Genomic DNA, 22881 nt, shown 5'->3' with positions numbered 1-22881 from the left:
GTCCAGTGTCGAAGTTGACGACCGCCACCAAACGCCTGGTGCTGGGGCGGCCATTCCGCAGTGACTCCCTGGGCCACACTCTGCTGCCGAAACGTGTCGCGCTGCCGGTGTTCGCCTCGGATCCGATGTCCTCGGTCGCGTACGCGCCGGAACAGATCTTTCTCGTGCTGTCGGTCTCGGGGCTCGCCGGATACACCTACGCTCCGTGGCTCGGTCTGGTGGTGGCGGTCGTACTGATCATCGTGGTGGCCAGTTACCGGCAGAATGTGCACGCCTACCCGTCCGGTGGCGGCGATTTCGAGGTCGTCACCACCAATCTCGGCGCGAACGCCGGTTTGGTGGTGGGCAGCGCCCTGCTCGTGGACTATGTGCTCACGGTTGCGGTCTCCATCGCCTCGGCCGCGTCCACGATCGGGTCGGCGATACCGTTCGTCGCCACACACAAAGTGCTGTTCGCGGTGGCCGCCATCGGGCTGCTCACCGCGTTGAATCTGCGCGGGGTCCGGGAGTCCGGCCGGACCTTCGCGTTGCTGGCGTACGCGTTCCTTCTCGGAATGTTCGGCATGCTCGCCTGGGGACTGTTCCGGATCTTCGTCCTCGACGACGAGGTGCGTGCCGAATCGGCGGGCTTCGAACTACGCGCCGAGGAGGAGCATCTGGCCGGTCTGGCGCTGATCTTCCTGTTGGCGCGAGCCTTCTCCTCGGGGTGCGCGGCGCTGACCGGTGTCGAGGCGATCAGCAACGGGGTGCCGGCGTTCCGCAAACCCAAATCGCGTAACGCCGCGACCACCCTGCTCATGCTCGGTGTCATCGCGATCACCCTGTTCCTCGGGATGATCGTGCTCGCGCGGCAGACGCAGGTGGTGATCGCCGAACATCCGGAACAGCTGGCCGGGGCACCCGAGGGCTACCAGCAGAAAACGCTGATCGCCCAGATAGCCCATGCCGTGTTCGACCATTTCACCCCCGGCTTCTATTTCGTGGCCGCGGTGACCGCCCTGGTCCTGGTGCTGGCCGCCAATACCGCGTTCAACGGCTTCCCGGTGCTCGGCTCGGTCCTGGCCCAGTCCCGGTTCCTGCCCCGCCAGCTGCATACGCGGGGTGACCGGCTGGCTTTCAGCAACGGCATCCTGTTCCTGGCCTTCGCCGCCATGGGTTTCGTGGTGGCCTTCGGCGCGGAAGTGACCGAACTCATCCACCTCTACATCATCGGGGTGTTCCTCTCGTTCACCCTCAGCCAGGCGGGCATGCTCCGGCACTGGACCCGCCTGCTGAGCCGGGAGACGGACCCGGCGCAGCGGCGGCAGATGATGCGCTCCCGCGCCATCAACGCTCTCGGCCTGGTGGCAACCGGCACCGTGCTGGTGATCGTGCTGGTCACGAAGTTCTTCGCCGGTGCCTGGATCGCCGTGGTCACCATGGCGGTGATCTTCGTGGTGATGAAGATGATCCACCACCATTACGAGTCGGTGGCCCGGGAGCTGGCGGAACACGAATGGGATGGGGTGCTGCCCAGTCGCTCCCATTCGATCGTGCTGGTCTCCAAACTGCATCTGCCGACGCGCCGAGCCCTGGCCTACGCGCGGGCGGGCCGCCCGGACACCCTCGAGGCGATCACCGTGAACGTCGACGAGGACGACACCCGGGCACTGGTACGGGAGTGGGAGAACAGCGATATCACCGTGCCGCTGAAGGTGGTGGAATCGCCGTACCGGGAGATCACGAAACCGGTCCTGGACTATGTGCAGCGGGTGCGTAAGGACGCTCCGCGCGATGTGGTGACGGTGTTCATCCCCGAATACGTGGTGGGGCACTGGTGGGAGCAGTTGCTGCACAACCAGAGCGCCCTACGGTTGAAGGGCAGGCTGTTGTTCGAGCCGGGGGTGATGGTGACCAGTGTGCCGTGGCAGCTGAGCTCGTCGGCGCGGGCCCGCGTGGCGGGAGAGCATACGGCGCCGGGCGCGGTCCGGCGCGGTTACGGAGATCGGAGGTGACCGTGGGATGGACGGAACCGTTCCCGGCGAGGGGGGAGTCCGCCGATGAGCAGCTGGCGTGATCGCGAACTGCCGGTACGCCTCGGCCCGCCCGGGCACGGCGGTTTCTGTGTGGCCCGGTACGAGGGCCGCGTGGTCTTCGTGCGGCACGGTCTGCCCGGCGAACTGGTGCGAGCCCGCGTCACCGAGGACCGCGGCGGCTCGTTCTGCCGGGCCGAGGCGGTGGAGATCGTCGAACCTTCTCCGGACCGGATTCCGGCGACCTGTCCGGTCGCGGGCCCCGGCGGTGCCGGCTGCTGCGATTTCTCCTTCGCCACCGCGGCGGCGCAACGCGACCTCAAGGCCACCGTGGTCGCCGAGCAGTTACGGCGGATCGCCGGTATCGAGCGCGGTATCGAGGTGGAGCCGATCGGTATCGAGCGCACCGGCGGCTGGCGCACCCGGATACGCCTGGTGGTCGACGCCGCGGGGCGCGCCGGAGTGCACCGGTATCGCGGCACCGAGGTGCTGACCGATCTGCGGTGTCCGCAACCCGTGGCCGGAGCCCTGGACGGTATCGCGCAGCGGCGCTGGACGCCCGGCGCGGATCTGGTGGTCGCGGTGGACGACGAGGGGACCCGGCATATCGTCGAACTCGCCCCGGCCGATCCCGGTAGCACCCGCGGTGGACGGCGGGGGCCGGGCGGCCGTCCCGGCCGGCATACCGGCGTCCGGCGTGACCTCCGGCAGCCGCGCGAACAGGGCCGGCCCGGGGACCGGGACGAACCGGATCCGGAGACCGGCAACGCCCGGCGCCGGCGGGCGGCCGCCCGGCGCGCCGCCGCCCGCACCGACCGCGACGAATGGGTGGTCGAGGGCACCGGCCGAGCCGTGCAGTACGTATCCGGCCGCCGCTGGGAGGTATCCGCGGCCGGTTTCTGGCAGGCACACCGCGAGGCCGCGCAACGCTATTCGGATACCGTCGCCGAATGGGCCGATCTCGCGCCCGGTGCGACCGCGTGGGATCTGTACAGCGGCGCGGGGGTTTTCGCCGCCCGGCTGGCCGAGCGGGTGGGCCCCACCGGCTCGGTGCGCGCGCTCGAGAGTTCGCGCTCGGCGGTGGCCGACGGGCATGCCGCGCTGGGCGATCTGCCCTGGCTGGATCTGCGCGGGGGCCGGGTCGAGCAGTGGGCCGCGGCCCGGGAGGGTCCGCGCCCGCAGGTCGTGGTGCTCGACCCGCCGCGTGCCGGGGCCGGGAAGGTCGTGATCGAGGCGGTGACGGGCGCGGACCCCGACCGGATCGTGCACATCGGCTGCGATCCGGCCTCTTTCGCCCGCGATCTGCGGCTGTACCTGGACGCCGGGTACCGGGCGACCGCGTTACGCGCCTTCGATGCGTTCCCGGCCACCCATCATGTGGAATGCCTTGCGCTGCTGGAACGCTGATCCCGCCCGCCGGGTAGGAGAGAGGAACCGTCCGCTCAGCCGAGCTGCCAGGTGATCCGCAGCGTCGCCGCGAGTTCCGTTTCGCCGGGTTCGATCGGCACCGGTGCCGGGCTCGTGGCGGCCACCATGCGCACGCCGCCGGATTGCGCCGGTGCGGTGGGCGCGGGTGCGGCGGTGTCCTCGGTGATCTCCAACACGGGACCCAGCTCCCGGGCGGCGCGGCGGGCGTACCGGCGTGCCTTGTCCACGGCGTTGTCCCATGCCGTGTCCCGGGCGCGGTCCAGCAGCCGGTCCCGGTCGGCGAAGGTGTGCTGCAGACCGCCCAGCCGGACATCGTCACCGCCGGCGGCCACGGCCCGCGCGATGATCTCGGCGGGGTCCGGCCGCCCGGTGTCGGCGGGGGCGGAGCCGAGGTGGGCCAGAGTGACGGTGAGCGCACTGGTGGCGACGTACCCGGCGATCCGCGATACACCGTCCTGCCAGGCCAGATCGGAGCGGACCGAGAGCATACCGGTGGCGATATCGGTTCCCGGCACCCCGTCCGCACGCAATGCGGCGGTCACCGCGCTCATCCGCTGTCCGGCCCGCTGGTAGGCGAGGGTGACGGTGCTGGCCCGGCATTCCACCGCGATCGCCGCCACCAGTAGTTCCGGGGCGGCGCGTACGGTGCCGTGCCCGAACACCGTCACCGTGCCGGGTCGCGATCGGCTCATCCGGTCTCCTCGCGTCGGCTGTCCGGCGATCTCGGTTCGCCGCTTCTCCGGGGCCTGTGCCGGCATGCGGTTCGCGCGGGGCCCGCCATTCACTTTAGGCTGGACCGGCCGGACCGCGGATCCGGACCGGTACGGCGGTGTCCCGCTCGCAGCCGGGGTGATGCGGTCGGCCGCGGCTCTTAGACTGGTCGGATCAACTGCGCTATCCGGAGGGAGCGAGTCAGGTGGGAGTGCTTTCCCGGGTCGATACGCCCGAAGATGTGCGCGGGCTGTCCGTACCACAACTGCGGGAGCTGGCGGAGGAGATCCGCGAGTTCCTGGTGCACAAGGTTGCCGTCACGGGCGGCCACCTCGGCCCCAATCTCGGTGTGGTGGAGCTCACTCTGGCTCTGCACCGAGTCTTCGATTCGCCCACCGATCCGCTGATCTTCGACACCGGCCACCAGGCCTATGTGCACAAGATCGTGACCGGTCGCAAGGATCGGTTCGATACTCTGCGCCGTAAGGACGGCCTGTCGGGGTATCCCAGCCGAGCCGAGAGCGAACACGACTGGGTGGAGTCCTCCCATGCCTCGGCCTCGCTGTCCTACGCCGACGGCTTGGCCAAGGCCTTCGCGCTGACCGGACAGGACCGCCATGTGGTGGCGGTGGTCGGGGACGGCGCGCTCACCGGCGGGATGTGCTGGGAGGCGCTGAACAATATCGCCGGCGCACCCGACCGGCCGGTGGTCATCGTCGTCAACGACAACGGCCGCTCCTACGCACCGACCATCGGCGGCCTGGCCGAACGGCTGACCGCGCTGCGCACCCAGCCGGCCTACGAACATATGCTCGACACGGGCCGCCGGATCCTGAAGAGCATTCCGCACGTGGGGGATTCCGCGTATTCGATGGTGCACGCGGTCAAGGCCGGTATCAAGGACGCGGTGAGCCCGCAGGAACTGTTCAGCGATCTCGGGCTCAAATACGTCGGCCCGGTGGACGGGCACGATATCGTGGCCCTGGAATCGGCGCTGCGGCACGCCAAGGATTTCGGCGGGCCGGTTGTAGTACACGCCGTCACCCAGAAGGGCCACGGATACGAACCGGCCGAGAACCATGTGGCCGATCAGATGCATGCCTGCGGCCCCATCGATCCGCGTACCGGCGAAGCCGTGAGCCAGGGTAAATCGGTCAGCTGGACCTCGGTCTTCTCCGCGGAGCTCATCGCCCATGCCGAGCGCCGCGACGATATCGTGGCGCTCACCGCCGCCATGCCCGGACCCACCGGGCTCGCCGCGTTCGGCGAGCGTTTCCCGGATCGCCTCTTCGATGTCGGGATCGCCGAACAGCATGCGCTGACCTCGGCCGCCGGGCTCGCCCTCGGTGGGCTGCACCCGGTGGTGGCGATCTACTCGACCTTCCTCAACCGGGCCTTCGATCAGCTGCTGATGGATATCGCCCTGCTGAAACAACCGGTGACGCTGGTTCTCGACCGGGCCGGTATCACCGGTGCCGACGGCGCCAGCCACAACGGTATGTGGGATCTGTCGCTGCTCGGTATCGTGCCCGGGATGCGGGTGGCCGCGCCCCGCGACGCCGCCACCCTGGCCGAGGAACTGGCCGAGGCGCTCGCGGTGAGCGACGGCCCGACCGCGCTGCGCTTCCCGAAGGACACCGTGGGCGCCGATATCCGGGCGATGGAACGGCTGGACGGTGTGGACGTACTGTGGCTGCCGGACCGGGAGGGTCCGTCGGCGCAGACCCAGCGCGGCGATGTGCTGTTCGTGGCGGTCGGCGCACTCGTTCCCGCCGCGCTCCAGGCGGCGGAACTGCTGGAGCCCGAGGGGATCACCGCCGCGGTCATCGATCCCCGCTGGGTGCTGCCGGTTTCCGACACCATCGTCAAACTGGCCGAGAACTACCGGCTGGTGGTGACTCTGGAGGACGGCGGTCTCCACGGCGGGATCGGTTCCACGGTGTCGGCCCGGTTGCGCGCCGCGGGTCTCGATGTGCCCGCGCGCGATATCGGTATTCCGCAGGAGTTCCTCGAGCACGGCAGTATCGCGCAGGTGCGCCAAGAGCTCGGTCTGACCGCCCCGGATATCGCGCGGCGGGTCACCGGCTGGCTCGATGCCCGGTGACCCGGCCCCGGCCGGGGTCGGCGCCCGGTGAAGATATCCGTCGACGGCTGCCCGCGCTACCCCGCGGCCGCTGAGCACCAACCGGGGATGGTCGGCCCGCCGGGCAGCCGCGAGGGCGCGGCCGGTGTGTACGGGCTGCTACGGGAGCCACTGCCCCGGTGGCGGCCGACCGGCGAGCTCCCCGGTCGGCGGCAGCTCAGCCCGGCTGGGCGGTCAATGCGCCGGCCAGCGGTTCGACCGTGAGACCACGCTGCCAGGGCCGGGCCCCGTGCAACTTCAGGAAGCCGTCGACGGCGGCGGCGAGCTCCCCGGCCTGTTCCGGCCCCGGCCGGTAGTCGGGTAGGCCGTCCCAGCACAGGCGGCGGACCAGATCGGGGGCGAGCAGGTTCTCCACCGGTACCGCGACTCTCTCGGATATTCCGGCCATCACGGCGCGGGCACGGGTCAGCCGGGCGGCGGCGGCCGGATCGCGGCGTTCCCACCGGTTCACCGGAGGCGGCCCGTCGTAGGGTTGGGTCATCCGGGGCAGCTCGTCCTCGGACAGCGCGCGGGCGCGTTCCACCGCACCCAGCCATTCCCGGGAGTAACGGCGCTGCCGAGGGCCGCCGAAGACGGGTAGTTCACGTAGCTGGCCGATGGTTCGGGGATCGGCGTTCGCGGCGGTGATGATGGCGGAATCCGGCAGGATGCGCGACGGTGCGATATCGCGGCTGCGGGCCAGCGCATCGCGGGTGAGCCACAATTCGCGCACCGTGGCCAGTTGGCGGGCGCGGCGCAGAGTGTGGATACCCGAGGTGCGACGCCAGCGATCCGGTTTCGGCGGGGCCGGTTCGGCGAGCCGGATATGTTCGAATTCCTGAGCGGCCCAGTCGGTTTTCCCCTGCTCGGCCAGCGAGGCGGCCACCGCCTCGCGGAGCTCGGGCAGGAGTTCCACATCCAATGCGGCGTAGTTCAGCCATGCTTCGGGCAGCGGCCGGGTGGACCAGTCCGCGGCGCCGTGCCCTTTGCGCAGTGCCCGGCCGAGCAGCTGCTCCACCATGGCGGCCAGCCCGACGCGAGGAAAGCCGGCCAGCCGCCCGCCCAACTCGGTGTCGAACAGTTGCGCGGGTCGCAGGCCGAGTTCGGCCAGGCCCGGTAGATCTTGGTCGGCCGAGTGCAGAATCCATTCCATATCGTTGATCGCGGCCGCCAGCGGGCCGAGCGCGGCGGCGACGGGAATGGGATCGATCAGTACGGTGCCGGCGCCCGCGCGGCGCAACTGGATCAGGTAGGCCCGAGACGAGTAGCGGAACCCGGAGGCACGTTCGGCGTCGACGGCGAGTGGGCCGGAGCCCGCGGCGAGGCGTTCGGCGGCGGCCGCCACGGCGTCGGGGGTATCGCATACCGGCGGGATGCCCTCGGTGGGCTCCAGCAGCGGGAGCGGGGCGGGAGGTTCGGTGGAACCGGCTTCCGGCGTCGGGCCTCTCACCTCGTTCCGGGGCCCGGGACGGGATATCCCGGGCGCGGCGGGGCCACCGTCCGGGTGGTCACCGGACAGGTGTTCGGGCTCCTCTACTACCGGCATAAAAGGCCACTCTACGTGGCCGGGGCCACGGCCGATATTCAACCACGGTCGGTCTTGCCCCGGGAGGAGGGCCGTAGATCGGTGATACCCGCGGGTGGCAGACCTGCCGCATAGGCCAGTACTTCCCCGAAGGCTTCCACATGAGGGCGCATTTCGGTGGTGCGCGCCGTCCAGGACGCCCGCAATTCCAACTGGTGTGCCCGCGGGGGTCCGGCGATATCGCCGTAGCGCACCGAACTCGTGGAGGTCACCGTCCCGCCGAGGGCGGTGAACGGTTCGCCCCGGGACTCCAGGGCGTCCACCAGCCAGCTCCACGCGACCTCCGGTAACAGGGGGTCGGCGGCAAGCGCACCGTCGATATCGGCCTGGATATAGGCGACCAGGCGGAACACCCCGTGCCAGGCTTCGTCGCCGTTGGGGTCGTGTAGCAGGATGAGCCGGCCGAAAGCATCGCCTTCGGAGTCGACGGGCACTACGGGTGAGTCCTCGTGGGTCACCTCGGCGCCCAGGGCGTAGGAATAGGGGGCGAGGCGCTGCGGCGGCCGGATCGGGGACAACTCGATTCGCGGATGTACGGAGGCGGCGCCCATCGCCGAGACGGCGGCACGAAACGAGGCGGGTTCGTCGCCGGGCCCATCGTTCGGTGCGCCGTCGCGGATATCGAGCGGTGTCACGGGGAATGACGGTAGACCTCTCGCCCCCGGGGCGCGCGGAGGCGCGCCGGGCGACCGTCGTTGCTGGGTGTACGGGCCCGATCGTGGTAAACAGCGCGCACTCGGGCCCGGCCGTCGCCGGTGCGGGCGCGGTTGCGTCCGGAACGCCGTCCGGGCTCGCGCCCCGGACGATGCCCGGCGGCATACGATGGCGGGTGATGAGCACATATACGCGCCGCCGGTTGTCCGATGCCCCGTTCCTGGCCGCCGCCTCCGGCGCCACCCCGGCCCGGCGGCCGGTGTGGTTCATGCGCCAGGCCGGACGTTCCCTGCCGGAGTACCGTGAGCTCCGGGCGGGTATCGGGATGCTGCAATCGTGTTTCGACCCGGAACTGGTCTGCGAGATCACCATGCAGCCGATCCGCCGGCACGGTGTCGATGCGGCGATCCTCTTCTCCGATATCGTCGTTCCGCTCAAGGCGGCCGGGATCGATCTCGATATCGTGCCGGGGGTGGGTCCTGTGGTCACCTCGCCGGTGCGGACCGCCGCGGATGTGCAGGCGCTGCCCAGATTGCGTCCCGAAGAGGTCGGGGCGGTCACCGACGGGGTACGGTTGCTGACCGGCGAACTCGGGCAGACACCGCTGATCGGCTTCGCGGGTGCGCCGTTCACGCTCGCCTCGTATCTCGTCGAGGGCGGACCCAGCAAACACCACGAGCGCACCAAGGCGATGATGCACGCCGACTCCGCCTCCTGGCACGCGCTGCTCGGTGTGCTCACCGATATCACCATCGTGTTCCTCCAGGCCCAGCTCGAGGCCGGAGTGGACGCCGTGCAGCTGTTCGATTCGTGGGCGGGCGCGCTTTCGCAGGCCGACTACCGGCGCTATGTGTTCCCGCATTCCGAGCGCGTATTCGCCGAGCTGGCCGATGCCGGGGTGCCCAGGATCCATTTCGGTGTGGGTACGGGTGAACTGCTCGGCGCCATGGGGGAGGCCGGTGCCGATGTGGTGGGGGTCGATTGGCGGCTTCCGCTCACCGAAGCGGTGCGCCGGATCGGGCCCGGGAAAGCGTTGCAGGGCAATCTCGACCCCGCCGTGCTCTTCGCGGGTTGGCCGGTGGTGGAGGCCGAGGCCCGGCGCATCGCGGACGAGGCCGATTCGGCACTGGCCATGGGCGCCGCGGGGCATATCTTCAATCTGGGGCACGGGGTTCTGCCCGAGACGGACCCGGGTGTGCTCACCGCGCTGGTGGAGTTGATCCACGAGCTGTGAGGGGCCGCCCATAGGGCCGGTGTCGCGTATTCTTCTCGATCGGGCGACCCGCCGCTTCCCCGGCATTCCTTCTCCCGCCGGGTTATCCGCTGCCGAGATGGACGGTATGCGCGGGGTGCGCACTGCCGATCCGCGGGTGCGGGCTACGGTCGGAGTATGAGAATCGCGGTGGTCGGTGGGGGCATCAGCGGGCTGGTCGCGGCGTACCGGTTGCGCCGCTCGCTCGGCGATTCGGCCGCGATCACCGTTGTCGAGGGTCGCGACCGGGTGGGTGGTGTCCTGCGCACGGGCGAGATCGCGGGCGATCCGGTCGATCTGGGCGCCGAGGCTTTCGTCGGCCGGCGGCCGGAGGTCCCGGCATTGCTGCGGGAGCTCGGGATCGCCGATCAGCTGGTCCATCCGGCCGGATTGCGACCACTGATCTGGGCGGACGGCCGGACGCACCCGCTGCCGGAGCGCACCCTGATGGGTATCCCGTCCGATCCCGATACGGTCGCCGGCCTCGTCGACGAGCGGACACTCACGCGTATAGCCACCGAGCACACCCGCCCGCTGAGCTGGCGGCCCGGAACCGATACCGATGTGTTCACCCTGGTGGCGGACCGGTTCGGCGCGCAGACCGTGGCCCGTAGTGTCGATCCACTGCTCGGGGGTGTGTACGCGGGTAGCGCCCGGTCCATCGGGGTCCGGGCAGCGCTGCCCACCCTGGCGGCCGCCTTGGACCAAGGGGCGCCGAGCCTCACCGCGGCGGTGTCCGCCGCTCTGCCGCCGCCCTCGGATGCCCCGGTGTTCGGCGCGCTCCGCGACGGCTACGGCGCCCTGTTGCGCGCGCTGGCCGATGGTACGGCGGCCACCACCGTCCGGAACACCGCGGTGACCGGGCTGTACCGGAAGCCCGGCGGATGGCGGGTGGATCCGATCGGGGACTTCGACGCGGTGATCCTCGCGACCCCCGCGCCCGTCACCGCCCGGTTGCTGACCGGGATCGCCCCGGCGGCGGCGCACGCGGCCGCGGCCATCGAACTGTCCTCCTCGGCGCTCGTCGCCCTGGAACTGCCCGGTGATACCGCGCTCCCCCCGAACTCGGGAATACTGGTGGCCACCGGAGAAGCGTTGCGCGCCAAGGCCTTCACGTTGTCCAGCCGGAAATGGCCGCATCTGGCGCTCCGGGAGACCGCGCTGGTGCGCGCTTCTTTCGGCCGCTTCGGGGACGACTCCGCGCTGTCGCTCTCCGACGCCGAGCTGATCCGTGCCGCGACCGCCGATCTCGCCACTGTGACCGGGGTGCCGATCGAACCACGGTCCGCGGTGGTCCAGCGCTGGCCCGGGGGGCTGGCCCAGTACGCGCCCGGTCACACCGAACGGGTCGCCGAACTGGAGTCCGCACTGGCCGGCTTCGCCGATCTCGCGGTGGCCGGGGCCTATCTGCACGGGGTCGGGGTGCCGGCCTGCGTGGCCGCGGCCACCGCGGCTGCCGGGCGGATCGCCGGCGCCGGGGTCACCGCCCCGAGCCGGGAGGGATGAGGCCGGCGGCCGCGGCAGAGCCCGCCCACCAGCCCGGCCCGGATCCCGAACCGGCGAGTGGCACGATGGGGTCATGGCGCGACTCGATTACCAGGCTCTCAATTCCACCCTCCGCTATCTCATGTTCTCCGTGTACCAGGTACGACCGGGTGCGCTGGGTGAGGACCGGGCGGCGGCGATCAAAGAGGCCCGGGCCTTCTTCGACGGGCTCGCCGACCGGGATGTGGTGGTGCGCGGTATCTACGATGTGGCCGGGATGCGCGCCGACGCGGATTTCATGGTGTGGACCCACGCCGAACGGGTGGAGGATCTGCAGGCCGCTTATGCCGATTTCCGCCGGACCACCGAACTGGGCCGGGCCAGCACCCCGGTCTGGAGCAATGTGGCGCTGCACCGGCCCGCGGAGTTCAACAAGAGTCATATTCCGGCGTTCCTGGCCGGTGAGGAACCCGGTAACTACATCTGTGTCTACCCGTTCGTCCGGTCCTACGAGTGGTATCTGCTGCCCGACGACGAGCGCCGCAAGATGCTCGCCGACCACGGTAAGGAGGCTCGCGGCTATCCGGACGTCCGGGCCAATACCGTGGCCTCCTTCGCGCTCGGTGACTACGAGTGGATCCTCGCGTTCGAGGCGCCGGAATTGCACCGGATCGTGGATCTAATGCGTGACCTGCGCGCGACGGACGCTCGCAGGCACGTCCGGGAGGAGACGCCGTTCTTCACCGGACCGCGGGTCGAGATCGATCAGCTCGTCGCCGCGCTGCCCTGAGGGCTCGCGGAAACCGCCCGGCCGCTGCCCCCGGAAACAGGGGCATGCGAACCGGGCGGTCTTTACGTAATGTACCGCTCGCCGGAGGGCGTACTCATTCCGCTGAGCTGGTCGAGGGGTGCAGCCGCAGGGAGATCGAGTTGATGCAGTACCGCTGATCCGTGGGGGTGGGGTAACCCTCACCCTCGAAAACGTGTCCGAGGTGGCTGTGGCAGTTCGCGCACAGCACTTCGACACGGCGCATCCCCAACGAATCGTCCGGCCGCAGCAGCACTGCTTCCGCGGACGCGGGGTCGAAGAAGGACGGCCAGCCGCAGTGCGATTCGAACTTCTCGGTACTGCGGAAAAGTTCGGCGCCGCACGCCCGGCAGCTGTAGACACCCTCGGTGGTGGTATCGGTGTACTCGCCGGTGAACGGCCGCTCGGTGCCGGCTTCGCGGAGGACGGCGTACTCCATCGGGTCGAGTTTCGCCCGCCACTGCTGCGGGGTCAGCTGGATTCGCGGCGCGGGCAGGGAGGTATCGGTCGCGTCCTTTTCGGAACTCATAATTCCACGCTAATACGTTGTGCGCGCCGCGTCTCGTATCAGCCGCGCACCGCCTGCGTCTCCGCGACCCGGGCGCCGGTGGGCTCGGGAGCCGCGGACGAGTCCGGCGTGCTCGGCCGTGATTCCGGGACCTTCCCGGTACCGGGGCCTCGGGGATCGGGGGCGGAGGCCATCCAGTCCGGGTCCAGATACGGCAGCCGGCCTTTCCGCCGAGCGGCCAGGTACCGGTCGCCGAGCACACAGAACACCACGACCAGCAGCAGACCCCATCCGAAGGTGATACGCAGGTACTCGAGATTGCGGCCGATATCGGGCCAGCGGTACGACAGCCATTTGTCGTAGGACATGAAGCCGAACACCGCCAGCCAAGCCGGCCAATTGCGCAGTACGGAATTGCGCAGCACCACCGACATGAGGAACGGGAACAGCATCATCGAGTAGTACATCTGCCCCAGCGAGGAGAGCAGCCAGGAAGCGGTGAGCAGCACACCGGAGGCGGTGGTGACGAAGAACAGTTCGTCCTCGCGGTAGTAGCGGTAGAGGATCCACAGCGAGATCAGCACCACAACCGCCATCGACAGGCGGATGGTCCAGGTCAGCCAGGCCGGTAGCCCGTAGTACTCGGCATTGCCCGGGATCGCGCTGTTGAAGTAGTCGCGGGTTTCGAACAGGTAGGGCGCCGTGCGGGTGAAGAACTGCTCCGGATCCTTCGACAGCGGCCAGGCCACGGCGGTCAGCACGATCGGCACCGACACCGCCGTGACGATCAGCGTCCACTGTTTACGCACCAGGGCTATCAGCAACAACGGCGCCAGCGTGGGTTTGACCGCCATACTCAAGCCGAGTATCAGCCCGGCCCACAGATCGCGGCGCCGCAACAGCAGGCCCAGGAACAGCAGCTCGGCCAGCAGCAGGCATCCGTTGACATTGGTGAACACCAGGGTGTTGATCACCGTTTCCGACAGGAACATCGCCAGCAGCAGCGCCGGCGCGGCGACGGAGCGCAGGGTGTAGTTGAACAACCGCAGCAGCAGGTACCAGGCGATGAGGATCGCGACGGCGTTGAGCAGGATGAACAACCAGCGCGACTTCTCGTAGTCGATCACCGCGATGGGTGCGATGAGCAGGGTTCCGCTGGGCGGGTACAGGTAGTGCGGATCGACCGAATCGAAATTCGCCGTGTACACCTCGCGCCCGTTCAGGAAATCCAGCGAGGCCTGGTAGACCGGCTTGTAGTCGTCGGTGACGAAGCCGTTGACAGCCTTGATGAACACCCGGTTCAGCACGGTCATGATTGCCAGCGGCCAGAGCGCGAACCGGATCACGTCGGCGGTGGTTCGAGCGGTGCGGGGCTCGAGCTGTCGAAGGAACACCACGGCACGGTACACCGGGCAGTGCCGTGGTGTTGCCGGGACCCACCCTCCCCGGGCCGGTCGGATGGGCCTGTGGCCCCGGGCGAGTCGCGCGGTGGGTCGCTCAGGCCGGACAGGCTGTGCCGTCGCCGGGCAGCCGGCCGTCGTTCAGGTACTCCACCAGCGCGGTCTGCGCACATCCCGAATGTGTGCTGACCGGATGGCCCCAGCCCTGCCAGGTCATGGTCGCGTGCCGTGCGCCCGCCGCCCCCAGCGCGCCGGTCACCGAGGCCTGCGCGGCCCCGGTAACCGGGTCGCCTGCCCCGGTCAGGACCAGGACCGGCAGGTCGAGCCGCTCCAGAGCGGGCGGCGCCTCGGTGACCGGCCACGCCGCGCAGACCAGCATCGACAGTGCGGCCGCCCGGCCGAAAGCCGGGTATTTCTGGGCCCAGATCCCGGCCAGATCGGTGACCTGAGGTGCGGGTGGGGACTGCGGCAGATCGGTACAGGCGTTGACGAACTGGCCGTCGGCAGCGGTAGCCGTCTCCTGGCTGTCGACCAGGGCGGCGAGCCGCCCCGGGTCGCCGCGCTCGGCCGCGGACAACGTATCGGCGAGTTCACCGATACGGCCGGCCTGATCCGCGCGCGGACTGCCGAGAAACCCGGTCACCGCGGTGCGTACCGCGTTTGCCGAGATGTCGCCGAGCTGTCCGGCGGCTGCTTTCTGGATCAGCGCGGTCACCGCGGCGCGCGGATCCGGCCCGAGCGAGCAGCCGATCCCGGCGCACTGCTGCGCGAAAGCCGTCAACGCCGCCTCCGCGCCCTGCACCGCGGTCTCGGTCCGGGTGATCGCGTCCACTCCGACGGGGGCGGGGGAGTCGAGGACGAGCCGGGCGAGATGGTCGCCGTATTTACGCGCGTACTCCAGTCCCACCAGTGCCCCGCTCCCGGTGCCCAGCACCGCGATATGGCCGACCTCCCATTCCCGGCGCAGCTGCTCGATATCGTCGGCGGCATGCGCGGCGTCGAAGGTGCCGTCGTAGGGCTGCAGGAAATCCCGGCAGGAGACGGTCCCGTCCCGGGAGAGTCCGGCCATCGCGGCCACCTGATCGCCGCCCGGAACGAACTGGGCGTTGTCGTGCAGCCCCGAGCGGATATCGTCGGGCAGACAGTCGATCGCCTGCGAACTGCCGATACCGCGCCGGTCCACGGCGACGACGGGGCGGGCGGCGAGCAGTGCGCTCGCCGGGCCGGTGGCCAGCCCCGCCAGCGTGGCGCCGGAGGACCGGTCCACCCCGGAGGTCAATACCAGCGGGGCGGCGTCCAGCGGAGTCTGCGGTAGGCGGGCGCGGATCGCGCCGGTGCGGAAATTGCCCCGTATCGAGCCCGCGCTGTCGATCGGGGTGGAGAAATCGGCGCATTCCAGTACCACGCCGGCCGGGCCGGGGTCCGCGCCCAGCCCGTCCAGGGTCTCGCGGGGGCACTCGCGCCAGGCCAGGTCCTTTTTCGGCACCTCGACGACCGGCGGCGGCGGGAGCTCGGCGGAAGTGGCGGAACCGCCTGGTACAGGCGGACGTTCGACGGCTACGTGCGGGCGGTCCGACGGACCGGCGCCGCATCCGGCGATCATGATCAAGAGTGCCGAGGCCGGCACCACTGCCCGAGTCCAGCGCATGCGCTATACCCTGCCAGGTCCGGATCGGATTCGCCCGAGCGGGACGCTCTTCACCGCCGGGCCGCACCGTCCGCGCCGGATCCGGCCCGCCGCGCGATCACGGCCGCACCCACCGGGTCAACAGGGTCCCGTCGGTGTCGAACAGCACATGCGCCGGATTCATCCGCCGGGCGAACTCGTCGTGGGAGACCGAGATCCGCCGCGCCGTTCCGCCGCAGAGCACCGGGGCGATGGTGAGGCAGAGTTCGTCGACGGCTCCGGCGGCGGCCATCGAACCGAACAGTCGCGGACCACCCTCGCACAGCACCCGGCGTAATCCACGGTCGGCGAGTACCGCGGTGACCTGGGAGGGTTCGATCACCCGCTCCGCGGCCTCGATCACCTCCGCGCCCGCGGCGGCGAGGGCGCGTTTGCGCTCCGCGGGTGCCGCCGCGGTGGTGAGGATCAGGGGCGGGGTGTGGGCGGTCGTGATCACCCGGTGGGCCGGGTCCAACGCGGCGGCGGCGGTCACGACGGCGATCGGGGGCGGGGCGCCCTGGGGGTGGCCGCCCAGGCCCCGGGCATACAGCTCCCGGCGCAGCCGCGGGTCGGTCTGCGCGCCGCCGTAGTTCTCGGCGCGGACGGTGCCGGCCCCGACCAGCACCACCTCGGCGAGTTCCCGCAGGAGATGGAAGACCCGCTTGTCCGCGGGGGTGCCCAGCGCCTCGGTCACCCCACCGGAGCCGGTGGCGGCACCATCGATACTGGACACGAAATTGACCCGGAGCCAGAACTGTTCCGGATCGGCCGGATAGGCGTACAGATCGGCCAGCGCATCGCTGTCGAGGTCTGTGAGCTGGATCGCATCAGGGCTACGCTGCATGGGAACAGCTCATACCACGTCACTAGGCTACTTCTATGCAAGAACGCCTCGTCGACCGCCGCCCGGAGGTCCCCGCAGACCAGTTGGTCGCCCAGATGGTGCCGCCGCCCATGTTCGACGAGGTCGGTTTCGACACCTACATCCCCGATCCGAACGAGCCCAGCCAGGCCGCCGCGGTGGCCTCCGCCCGGACTTTCGCGGATAAGGTCGCGGCCATCCACAAAGCCGCGAACAAGAAGTCGTTCTTCGGCAAGAAGAAGCCGGTCCAGGGTGCGGGCCTCTACCTCGACGGCGGATTCGGGGTCGGTAAGACCCACCTGCTGGCCTCGGTCTTCCACAGCGCGCCGGCGCCGAAATCCTTCGGCACGTTCGGCGAGCTCACCAATCTGGTCGGGGCGCTGGGCTTCACCAACGCGGTGGAGCGACTCGCCGCCAACAGTGTGCTGTGCATCGATGAATTCGAACTGGACGATCCCGGCGACACCATGCTGGTGTCACGGCTGCTGACCGAACTGTCGGCGAGCGGGGTCTCGATCGCGGCAACGTCGAACACTCTCCCGGGGCAACTGGGTGAGGGCCGGTTCGCCGCCCAGGACTTCCTGCGCGAAATCAAGAAACTCGGGTCGATCTTCGACACCGTGCGTGTGGACGGGCCCGACTACCGGCATCGCGATCTGCCACCCGCACCCGAACCCAGTACCCCCGAACAGCTGGCGGAACGGGCGGAATCCACCCCCGGTGCGACGCTGGACGAGTTCGATGCGCTCCTGCGGCATCTGAGCACCCTGCATCCGTCGAAGTACGGTGCGCTGATCGACGGCGTACCCGCGGTATTCGTTTCCGGTGTGCACCCGGTGACCGACCAGGCCGTGGCGCTGCGCCTGGTGGTGCTGGCTGACCGGCTCTACGACGCCGGGACCCCGGTGACGGTCTCCGGTGCGAAACTGGACGAGATCTTCTCGCAGGAGATGCTCGACGGCGGCTACCGCAAGAAGTATCTGCGCGCCGTCTCCCGGTTGCTGGCTCTCTCCCGCTTCGAAGTGGCGGCCTGACCGCACCCGGGCGCCGGCCCGGCGAGAGGCACGCCGCGAGCGAACACGCCGCGCCGTTTCCTGGTTGACCAGGGCGCCGAGGGTTGGTTTGCTGAGGCGGGCACCACGCGGGTGCCGTCGAGCACCGAGGGGAGTTCGGTCATGACCCGTCATCGTCCGGCACATGTTCCCGCCGTGGTTCTCACCGGCGTGCTCATGGCATTCGCTCCGGCGACCGCACCGGCTCTCGCCGATCCGCCCGCCGCCGCCCAGACGGTCACCACCGACCGGTCCCTCCACCTCGCCGGTGCCCCCAATGCGCGGGATATCGGGGGTTACCACACCGCGGACGGTCACACCGTCCGTACCGGAATCGTCTACCGCGCCGATCAGCTCACCGAGCTCACCCCGGCGGATCTGGCCGAACTCACCCGCCGTACGGTCCGGCAGGTCGACGATCTGCGCACCGTCTACGAGCGCGCCCTCGGGCCCGACCGGTTACCGGCCGGTGCCCGGGCCAACTGGTACGACATGATCGGCGCTGCTCCGCTCCCGGAACTGATGTCCACCCTCGCCGGCGGTACCGAGCTGTACCGGGCGTTCATCACCGCGCCCGGCGCGAACGAGGCCGTGGCGGCGGTGCTGCGCGATATCGCCCGCAGTGGTTCCGAGGGCGGTGCGGTGCTGTTCCACTGCACGGCGGGTAAGGACCGCACGGGGTGGGTCGCCGCGGTACTGCTCACCGTGCTCGGGGTGGACCGGGCCACGGTCACCGAGGATTTCCTGGCGTCGAATCACTATCGCGGCGCCGCTCCCGGCGAACCGCTGAGCGGAGTACGACAGGAGTGGCTGGACGCCGCGTTCGAGCAGGTGAACGCCAGTTACGGCAGCTTCGACCGGTACGTGAGCGAGGGGCTGCGCCTGAGCGCCGCGGACGTCGACGCGCTCCGGCAGCGCATGCTGGCCTGAATCCGGATCGCGGTCAGAACACCAGGCGTAGTACGTAGTCGTGGTGGACCTCGCGCCCCACCGTGAACGTCCTGGTCCCCACCTGCTGGAACCCGTATTTGGCGTAGAAGCGTTGCGCCCGCGTGTTCTGCTGGTTCACCCCGAGCCAGACCCCGGCGTACCCCGCCTCCCGGGCCCGGTCCAGCGCCACCTGCATGAGCGCGCTCGACACCCCGGTGCCGTGATGGCCGGGCAGGACGTACATCTTGCTGATCTCGATCACCGGGTCCAGCGCCACCGCCGCCGCGACCTCGGGCTCGGTGGGCGTACCGCTGTGCAGGATGGCGTAACCGACTATCTCGTCCCGGTCGACGGCTTTGAGGACCGTACGCGCCGGATCGGACAGGTACTCGCCGAACCGCTCCCCGGACAGCACGTCGGCGAGGAACGCCTCGATATCTTCGAGAGCGGTCCCCGGCGGGCAGGCCATCGGAAATGTCGCGGCGGCGACATCGCTGAGAGCTTCGGCATCCCACAGGCCGGCCTGGTCCACGGTGACGGTGGTCATAGCTCCATGAGACCACAGCGGGCCCGGTCCGGCGGGGAGTACGCAGGTCCGGCGGGCACCGGCGCACCGGCGCTACGGCCGTCGGCCGCATTCGTCCGACCTGCGGTGATCGGCGTAAAGTGGTCGCCGGCTTTGCTGCCGGACACATCCGACGTAATCTCTCGCCCATGAGGAGCGGGAACCGCATCGCGATCGTCGGTGCGGGTATCGCGGGTCTGGTCTGCGCGAAGGTCCTGAGTGAGGATGGGTTCGCGGTCGAGGTGTTCGACCGGGCCCCCGATATCGGCGGCGTGTGGAGCGAGACTCGCCGTTACCCGGGCTTACGCGCGCAGAGCAGCAAGTACACCTACCACTTCTCCGACCATCCGATGCCCGCCGACTACCCGCGGGTGCTCGACGGGGCGCGGATGCAGGAGTACCTGGCGAGCTATGTGCGGGCTTTCGGGCTCACCGAACGGTTGCGGCTGCGTACCGAAGTGGTGGCCGCCGACCCGGTCGAGGGCGGCTGGCTGCTGGAGATCCGCGATCCCGACGGGGCGCACCGCATCTCCTGCGATCATCTGGTGATCGCCAACGGTGTGTTCAGCGAACCCGAGGTCCCCGATTTCTCGGGCGCGGCCGAATTCGCCCGCGCCGGCGGCCAGGTGGGGCATTCCACCCAGTTCCTCGATGTGGAGGCGGTGCGGGACCGGTCGGTCGTGGTGGTCGGATACGGCGCCGCGGCGTGTGATCTGGCGACGGAGATCAGCCGGGTGGCCGCGGCGACCACGGTGGTGGCGCGTCGGCTGCTGTGGAAGATGCCGCGGCGTCTCGCCCCCGGGCTCGACGCCGAACGAGTCCTGCTCACCCGCACCGGCGCCGCGCATTTCCCCCACCCCGAACCCGGCCGGTTCGAGCGGTTGCTGCACGGTCCGGGACGTTCTTTCCGGGACAGTAATCTCGATCTCGTCGAAGCCCTGGTGGCGCAGCGCTCCGGGGCCGCCGAACTCGGCCTCGTTCCGGATGTCCGGTTCGAACAGGCGCACGAAGCGGCGTTCGGCCTGGCCACCGAGGGTTTCGCCGAACAGGTGGCGGCGGGTCGTATCGCGGTGCGCGGAGGTATCCGCGTCGCCGGGCTGGGCGGGGGCCCGGCCGGGCCGTTCGCGGAACTGTCCGACGGAGAGCGGGTACGCGCGGATATCGTCGTCTGCGCCACGGGTTTCCAGCAGCGGGTTCCGTTCCTGACGCCCTATGTGCAACGGCAGCTCACCGACGACCACGGCAATTTCCGGCTGTACCGCCAGATCCTGCCCCTGGATGTACCGCATCTGACCTTCGCCGGTTACAACTCCTCGCTGCTCAGCGCCATCGGGGCGGAGGTCGGCGCGCACTGGACCGCGGCGCTGCTCACGGGCGCGCTGACGTTGCCTGCGGTCGAAACGATGAGCGAGCGAATCGACAACCGGTTGCGCTGGATGCAGGAGCGTACCGGCGGCCGCCACGCGCACGGTGCCGCGGTGACGCCGTACGCGATCCGCGATATCGACGAACTGCTGGCGGATCTCGGAGTGACGTTGCCCCGGGCGGCGCGGGCCGCGCAATGGGTGCGCCCGGTGCGTCCGGGCGACTATCGGGCGGTATCGCGTCGTAAACGTGGCACAGCAGGTCAGGGTCTGCGCGGCGGAATCGTCGCGGCTCCGGTGCCACCCGCTGCACCGCAACCGGCTCCGGAACCGGCCCCCGGGGTGCACCCCGAGCCTTCCGGCGCGGCGCCGGTGGATACCGGTGTAGTCGCCGATTCGCCCACGGTGCAGATCCCCGAGGCCGTTGCCGTCAACGCATCCGCCCGTACGGCGGTTCTGCGCGTACCGGACCCCACCGCTCAGACCTTGCCGGTCGAAGCACCGCGGTCGCCTGTGGTCCCCTCTTCCCCGGCCCCGGCCCCGGCCCCGGCCCCGGCCCCGGCCCCGGCCCCGGCCCCGGCCCCAGGCCCGGCCTCGGCTCCGGCCCCGGCCCCAGGCCCGGCCTCGGCTCCGGCTCCGGCCCCAGGCCCGGCCTCGGCCCCGGCCCCCAAACCCGCTCCGGCTTCCGTGGACGCCGCGCTGGCCGCGGCTGCGGCGCGTAAGGCCGCGGCTGAGCAGCGGGCAGCGGTTATCGCCGCCCGTTCGAACTCGCCGACGGTGCGGCTCGATATGCGTGCGGCGCAGCACTTTCCGGGCACCCCACCGGCAGGGGAGCAGCAGCCGTCCGCGGATCCGGCGTCCGCCGAAGCCGAACGGGGTTCGGAGGCCACCCCGGCGATACTGCGCAAGGGCGAGCCGGTGCGGGACCTCTCCCGACCGGATACCGATCCCGCCGCGCGACCGGCCACCCCGTCGGCGGCCCCGCCCGATGCGCCGCCCGTGGCGGGTACCGAGCCTCGAGTCGATCCGGTAGTCCCCGCCGCGGCGCCGGGCGATCCCCAGGTCGCGGAGTCCGCAGTGACGACGACCGGATCGGTCGCGGAGTCCGGTGAGATAGCGGAAGACACCGGTGCGCCCGCGGCGCAGCCGGCCGAGCCCCGCGATACCGGGTCGCCGGCCGCGGCGAACGCGAGCGACGCCGTCCCCGGGGAGCGGGCCGGTGGGGAGGCGCCCGATACCCTCGCCGAGGGCACCGCACCGCTGAACGGGTCCGCCGGCCCCGAGGAAGCCGCTGGGGAGACGGAAGACGGCGGTTCTGCCGAACGTCCGGCGCGGGACGACGACCTACCGCGGCGGAACGCCGGATCCGAATCGGCGACCGGCGCTCCGCGCCCGTGACCCGGCGTGCCGGACCTGGATCTGAACCTGCTGGTTGCCCTGAACGCGCTGCTCGAAACGAACAGTGTCACCCGGGCGGCCGAACGGCTGAACACCTCACCCCCGGCGATGAGCCGTACCCTGGCCCGGCTGCGCCGGGTCTACGGTGATCCGCTGCTGGTACGAGCCGGGCGTCAGCTCGTCCCCACTCCGCGTGCGCTGGAATTACGGTTCGAGGTGAGCGCTCTGGTCGAGCAGGGGCGGGCGCTGCTGGCCAAACCGGATACCGTCGATCCCACCGCACTGGTGCGCAATTTCGCCCTGCACGTGGACGACGCGGTACTGCCCGAACTCGCCGGGCGGCTGTTGACCGAGGTCCGTACGCGGGCACCGGGCGTGACCCTGCGATTCGTACCGGGTGATACCGCTGATTCCGCGAGCGCGCTGCGAGACGGCCGGATCGATGCCGAGGTCGGGGTGATCGCCCACGCCGATCCGCAGACCCGCGTCGAGCGGGTGCGCGGCGACCGGCTGATCGGTGTCGCCGCACCGGGGCATCCGCTGGCCGTCGAGCGGGTCACCGTCGCCGCCTACGCCGCCGCGGCGCATATCAGTATCTCGCCGCGCGGGATCGCCCGCGGCCCCATCGACGACCGTCTCGCCCTGCACGGCCGCACCCGCCGGGTGGTGGCCACTGTGCCCGATCTCACCACCGCGCTGCTGACCGTCCGTTCCGGGGCGGTCGTCTGCCCGGCGCCGGCCGTTGTCGCGGAAACGACATTGCCCGCGCTGGGGTTGTGTCCGTTCGAGATACCGCTGCCGCTACCGGAAGTGACGATCTCCTTGGCCTGGCATCCGCGCAATACTCCCGATCCCGCGCACGCCTGGTTGCGTACGCTGGTCCGCACCGTCCTCACGGCCGGTGATCCGGTGACCGGGACAGCGCGCGACGAAAAGGTTCGGCGGGTCCCACTTGGGTAACTGCTGGGCAGAAACCTGGCGGTGACCGGCGTATGTGGCGCACTCTGGAAGGGTCGGTCGGTGCCGGGGCCGATGTGGTGGGACGGGTTGAGATGGGTGGTCGCATGCAGACGAAGCGG

Annotated in this window: 18 protein-coding genes; 10 read left to right on the top strand and 8 right to left on the bottom strand. The window is 70.3% G+C overall.

Translation table 11 applies throughout. From position 1 onward, the window contains the following. Nucleotides 1–5 precede the first annotated feature (5 nt). Together ACYR7D_RS25755 and ACYR7D_RS25750 are read left to right on the top strand one after the other, a co-directional pair. Entirely contained in the window at nt 6–1994 is a 1989-nt protein-coding gene (locus ACYR7D_RS25755) for an APC family permease (protein WP_459547093.1), read from the top strand. A 45-nt stretch (nt 1995–2039) separates the two neighbouring features. Continuing rightward, nucleotides 2040–3419 carry a class I SAM-dependent RNA methyltransferase gene (locus ACYR7D_RS25750; protein WP_459547092.1) on the top strand — a complete coding sequence of 460 codons (1380 nt, stop codon included), beginning with the start codon at nt 2040–2042 and terminating at the stop codon, nt 3417–3419. A gap of 35 nt (nt 3420–3454) precedes the next feature. Here the strand turns inward: ACYR7D_RS25750 and ACYR7D_RS25745 are convergent, their stop codons facing one another. Next, entirely contained in the window at nt 3455–4132 is a 678-nt protein-coding gene (locus ACYR7D_RS25745; RefSeq protein WP_459547091.1) for an SIMPL domain-containing protein, read from the bottom strand. A 224-nt stretch (nt 4133–4356) separates the two neighbouring features. On the opposite strand from ACYR7D_RS25745, the gene dxs reads away from it, so the two are divergent. Then, entirely contained in the window at nt 4357–6255 is a 1899-nt protein-coding gene (gene dxs, locus ACYR7D_RS25740) for a 1-deoxy-D-xylulose-5-phosphate synthase (protein ID WP_459547090.1), read from the top strand. Between the two features lie 196 nt (nt 6256–6451). Here the strand turns inward: dxs and ACYR7D_RS25735 are convergent, their stop codons facing one another. Together ACYR7D_RS25735 and ACYR7D_RS25730 are read right to left on the bottom strand one after the other, a co-directional pair. Next, complete coding sequence (locus ACYR7D_RS25735; RefSeq protein WP_459547089.1) at nt 6452–7819, bottom strand: HRDC domain-containing protein; 1368 nt, start codon at nt 7817–7819, stop codon at nt 6452–6454. 38 nt (nt 7820–7857) lie between these two features. Next, a complete protein-coding gene (locus tag ACYR7D_RS25730; protein ID WP_459547088.1) occupies nt 7858–8493 on the bottom strand; it encodes a DUF3000 domain-containing protein in 636 nt (211 codons plus the stop codon). Nucleotides 8494–8690: 197 nt separating this feature from the next. Between ACYR7D_RS25730 and hemE the strand changes: the two genes are divergently transcribed. From hemE to hemQ, 3 genes are all read left to right on the top strand, one after another. Beyond that, nucleotides 8691–9746, top strand: a complete 1056-nt coding sequence (hemE, locus tag ACYR7D_RS25725) for a uroporphyrinogen decarboxylase (RefSeq protein ID WP_459547087.1) — start codon at nt 8691–8693, stop codon at nt 9744–9746. Nucleotides 9747–9902: 156 nt separating this feature from the next. Next, entirely contained in the window at nt 9903–11270 is a 1368-nt protein-coding gene (locus ACYR7D_RS25720; RefSeq protein ID WP_459547086.1) for a protoporphyrinogen oxidase, read from the top strand. Between the two features lie 73 nt (nt 11271–11343). Continuing rightward, complete coding sequence (hemQ, locus tag ACYR7D_RS25715; protein WP_459547085.1) at nt 11344–12039, top strand: hydrogen peroxide-dependent heme synthase; 696 nt, start codon at nt 11344–11346, stop codon at nt 12037–12039. Between the two features lie 94 nt (nt 12040–12133). Here hemQ and msrB read toward each other — a convergent pair whose 3' ends face one another. From msrB to ACYR7D_RS25695, 4 genes are all read right to left on the bottom strand, one after another. Next, nucleotides 12134–12586 (bottom strand): peptide-methionine (R)-S-oxide reductase MsrB, encoded by a 453-nt coding sequence (gene msrB, locus ACYR7D_RS25710; RefSeq protein ID WP_459547084.1) that lies wholly within the window; start codon nt 12584–12586, stop codon nt 12134–12136. A 38-nt stretch (nt 12587–12624) separates the two neighbouring features. Next, nucleotides 12625–13959 (bottom strand): glycosyltransferase family 87 protein, encoded by a 1335-nt coding sequence (locus ACYR7D_RS25705; RefSeq protein WP_459547083.1) that lies wholly within the window; start codon nt 13957–13959, stop codon nt 12625–12627. 103 nt (nt 13960–14062) lie between these two features. After that, nucleotides 14063–15613, bottom strand: coding sequence for an alpha/beta hydrolase (locus ACYR7D_RS25700; protein WP_459547082.1), 1551 nt, complete (start codon nt 15611–15613; stop codon nt 14063–14065). A gap of 97 nt (nt 15614–15710) precedes the next feature. Further along, nucleotides 15711–16475, bottom strand: a complete 765-nt coding sequence (locus ACYR7D_RS25695) for a pyrimidine reductase family protein (RefSeq protein ID WP_459547081.1) — start codon at nt 16473–16475, stop codon at nt 15711–15713. Nucleotides 16476–16510: 35 nt separating this feature from the next. Here ACYR7D_RS25695 and zapE point away from each other — a divergent pair, with 35 nt between their 5' ends. Beyond that, a complete protein-coding gene (gene zapE, locus ACYR7D_RS25690) occupies nt 16511–17527 on the top strand; it encodes a cell division protein ZapE (protein WP_459547080.1) in 1017 nt (338 codons plus the stop codon). Between the two features lie 141 nt (nt 17528–17668). After that, complete coding sequence (locus ACYR7D_RS25685) at nt 17669–18475, top strand: tyrosine-protein phosphatase (RefSeq protein ID WP_459547079.1); 807 nt, start codon at nt 17669–17671, stop codon at nt 18473–18475. Nucleotides 18476–18488: 13 nt separating this feature from the next. Here ACYR7D_RS25685 and ACYR7D_RS25680 read toward each other — a convergent pair whose 3' ends face one another. Then, the gene (locus ACYR7D_RS25680; RefSeq protein ID WP_459547078.1) at nt 18489–19022 is read right to left on the bottom strand and encodes a GNAT family N-acetyltransferase; all 534 of its coding nucleotides are present in this window, start codon (nt 19020–19022) and stop codon (nt 18489–18491) included. A gap of 167 nt (nt 19023–19189) precedes the next feature. Between ACYR7D_RS25680 and ACYR7D_RS25675 the strand changes: the two genes are divergently transcribed. Then, complete coding sequence (locus tag ACYR7D_RS25675; RefSeq protein WP_459547077.1) at nt 19190–21802, top strand: FAD-dependent oxidoreductase; 2613 nt, start codon at nt 19190–19192, stop codon at nt 21800–21802. A 15-nt stretch (nt 21803–21817) separates the two neighbouring features. Continuing rightward, on the top strand, nt 21818–22762 hold the full coding sequence (locus tag ACYR7D_RS25670; protein WP_459550292.1) for a LysR family transcriptional regulator: 945 nt from the start codon (nt 21818–21820) through the stop codon (nt 22760–22762). The last annotated feature ends 119 nt before the right edge of the window (nt 22763–22881 follow it).

The sequence above is a fragment of the Nocardia sp. X0981 genome, assembly GCF_977089955.1.
The sequence above is the reverse complement of the archived record's forward strand: the minus strand, read 5'-3'. Positions and strand labels throughout refer to the sequence as shown.

Coding starts and splice junctions, on each gene's coding strand:
- ACYR7D_RS25750 (WP_459547092.1), top strand. CDS start 2,040: ATGAGCAGCTGGCGTGATCGCGAACTGCCGGTACGCCTCGGCCCGCCC.
- ACYR7D_RS25745 (WP_459547091.1), bottom strand. CDS start 4,132: ATGAGCCGATCGCGACCCGGCACGGTGACGGTGTTCGGGCACGGCACC.
- ACYR7D_RS25735 (WP_459547089.1), bottom strand. CDS start 7,819: ATGCCGGTAGTAGAGGAGCCCGAACACCTGTCCGGTGACCACCCGGAC.
- hemE (WP_459547087.1), top strand. CDS start 8,691: ATGAGCACATATACGCGCCGCCGGTTGTCCGATGCCCCGTTCCTGGCC.
- ACYR7D_RS25720 (WP_459547086.1), top strand. CDS start 9,903: ATGAGAATCGCGGTGGTCGGTGGGGGCATCAGCGGGCTGGTCGCGGCG.
- hemQ (WP_459547085.1), top strand. CDS start 11,344: ATGGCGCGACTCGATTACCAGGCTCTCAATTCCACCCTCCGCTATCTC.
- msrB (WP_459547084.1), bottom strand. CDS start 12,586: ATGAGTTCCGAAAAGGACGCGACCGATACCTCCCTGCCCGCGCCGCGA.
- ACYR7D_RS25700 (WP_459547082.1), bottom strand. CDS start 15,613: ATGCGCTGGACTCGGGCAGTGGTGCCGGCCTCGGCACTCTTGATCATG.
- ACYR7D_RS25695 (WP_459547081.1), bottom strand. CDS start 16,475: ATGCAGCGTAGCCCTGATGCGATCCAGCTCACAGACCTCGACAGCGAT.
- zapE (WP_459547080.1), top strand. CDS start 16,511: ATGCAAGAACGCCTCGTCGACCGCCGCCCGGAGGTCCCCGCAGACCAG.
- ACYR7D_RS25685 (WP_459547079.1), top strand. CDS start 17,669: ATGACCCGTCATCGTCCGGCACATGTTCCCGCCGTGGTTCTCACCGGC.
- ACYR7D_RS25680 (WP_459547078.1), bottom strand. CDS start 19,022: ATGACCACCGTCACCGTGGACCAGGCCGGCCTGTGGGATGCCGAAGCT.
- ACYR7D_RS25675 (WP_459547077.1), top strand. CDS start 19,190: ATGAGGAGCGGGAACCGCATCGCGATCGTCGGTGCGGGTATCGCGGGT.